Origin of the sequence: Streptomyces sp. NPDC051567, from assembly GCF_044454165.1 — a bacterium.
Lineage (GTDB): Bacteria > Actinomycetota > Actinomycetes > Streptomycetales > Streptomycetaceae > Streptomyces.
The window spans coordinates 1-2,267 of the sequence record NZ_JBITDK010000064.1 but is presented as its reverse complement, the minus strand read 5'-3'; the positions used below and the strand labels follow the sequence as shown (position 1 = coordinate 2,267).

General features: G+C 64.7%; 1 protein-coding gene. It reads left to right on the top strand.

What is annotated here, in order from left to right:
• Nucleotides 1-2,267, top strand: a 2,267-nt coding sequence (locus ACIA5F_RS30900; protein ID WP_399358783.1) for a homocysteine S-methyltransferase family protein, incomplete at both ends; no start/stop codon positions are given.

The following is a 2,267-nucleotide window of genomic DNA, read 5'->3' as shown; positions in this document are numbered from 1 at the left end:
CGCGTCGTCGTCGCCGATGGAGCCATGGGAACGATGCTCCAGGCGCAGGACCCCACTCTGGAGGACTTCCAGCAGCTGGAGGGCTGCAACGAGATCCTCAACGTCACCCGTCCCGACATTGTCCGTTCGGTGCACGAGGCGTACTTCGCGGTGGGTGTGGACTGCGTCGAGACCAACACCTTCGGTACGAACTTCGCGGCGCTCGCCGAGTACGACATCCCGGAGCGCAACTTCGAGCTGTCGGAGGCGGGTGCCCGTATCGCCCGTGAGGTCGCCGACGAGTTCACTGTCTCCACCGGACAGCAGCGCTGGGTCCTGGGTTCGATGGGACCGGGCACGAAGCTGCCCACTCTCGGGCATATCGCCTACGCGAAGATCCGTGACGCTTACCAGGTGAACGCCGAAGGGCTGATCTCCGGTGGCGCGGACGCGCTGCTGGTGGAGACCACGCAGGACCTCCTCCAGACGAAGGCCTCGATCATCGGTGCCCGCCGGGCCATGGACGCTCTCGGGTTGTCCGTCCCGCTGATCTGTTCCGTCACCGTGGAGACGACGGGGACGATGTTGCTGGGTTCGGAGATCGGTGCGGCGTTGACGGCGTTGGAGCCGTTGGGTGTCGACATGATCGGGTTGAACTGTGCGACGGGTCCGGCGGAGATGAGTGAGCATCTGCGGTATCTGGCGCGTCATGCGCGGGTTCCGTTGTCGTGCATGCCGAATGCGGGGCTGCCGGTGCTGACGAAGGACGGTGCGTACTATCCGCTGTCGGCGGTGGAGCTGGCGGATGCGCAGGAGACGTTCGTGGGGGAGTACGGGCTGTCTCTGGTGGGTGGGTGCTGCGGTACGACGCCGGAGCATCTGCGTCAGGTGGTGGAGCGGGTCCGGGGCGCGGAGGTGAGGGTGCGGGTTCCGCGTCCGGAGGCGGGTGCTTCTTCGTTGTACCAGACGGTGTCGTTCCGTCAGGATGCGTCGTTCATGGCGATCGGGGAGCGGACGAACGCGAATGGTTCGCGGAAGTTCCGGGAGGCGATGCTGGAGGCGCGCTGGGACGACTGTGTGGAGATGGTGCGGGACCAGATCCGTGAGGGTGCGCACATGCTGGATCTGTGTGTGGATTATGTGGGGCGTGACGGGGTCGCGGACATGGAGGAGCTCGCGGGGCGTTTCGCGACGGCTTCGACGTTGCCGGTGGTGCTGGACTCGACTGAGGTTCCGGTGTTGCGGGCGGGTCTGGAGAAGCTGGGCGGGCGTGCGGTGGTGAACTCGGTGAACTTTGAGGACGGTGATGGTCCGGAGTCCCGGTTCGCGCAGGTGGCGGGGCTGGCGCGGGAGCATGGTGCGGCTCTGATCGCGTTGACGATCGATGAGGGTGGGCAGGCGCGGACGGTCGGGCACAAGGTGGCGATCGCGGAGCGGCTGATCGGTGATCTGACCAGCGACTGGGGTATCCGTGAGTCGGACATTCTGATCGATACGCTGACGTTCACGATCTGTACGGGTCAGGAGGAGTCGCGGGGGGACGGGATCGCGACGATCGAGTCGATCCGTGAGCTGAAGCGCCGGCATCCTGAGGTGCAGACGACGCTGGGTCTGTCGAATATTTCCTTCGGTCTGAATCCGGCGGCGCGGGTGCTGCTGAACTCGGTGTTCCTGGACGAGTGTGTGAAGGCGGGTCTGGATTCGGCGATCGTGCACGCGTCGAAGATTCTGCCGATCGCGCGTTTCGGTGAGGAGCAGGTGGCCACGGCCCTGGATCTGATCTATGACCGGCGTGCGGAGGGGTACGACCCGCTGCAGAGGCTGATGGCGCTCTTCGAGGGTGTGAACACGAAGTCCCTCAGAGCGGGCCGGGCGGAGGAGTTGCTGGCGCTGCCGCTGGACGAGCGGTTGCGGCGGCGGATCATCGACGGGGAGAAGAACGGTCTGGAGGCGGATCTCGCGGAGGCTCTGGGAACACGGCCGGCGCTGGAGATCGTCAACGACACCTTGCTGGGGGGGATGAAGGTTGTCGGTGAGCTGTTCGGGTCGGGGCAGATGCAGTTGCCGTTCGTGTTGCAGTCGGCGGAGGTGATGAAGACGGCGGTGGCGTATCTGGAGCCGTTTATGGAGAAGTCGGATGCGGAGGGCAAGGGCACGATTGTGCTGGCTACCGTCCGTGGGGATGTTCATGACATCGGTAAGAATCTGGTCGACATTATTCTGTCGAACAATGGTTACAACGTGGTGAACATCGGGATCAAGCAGCCGGTTTCGGCGATCCTGGAGGC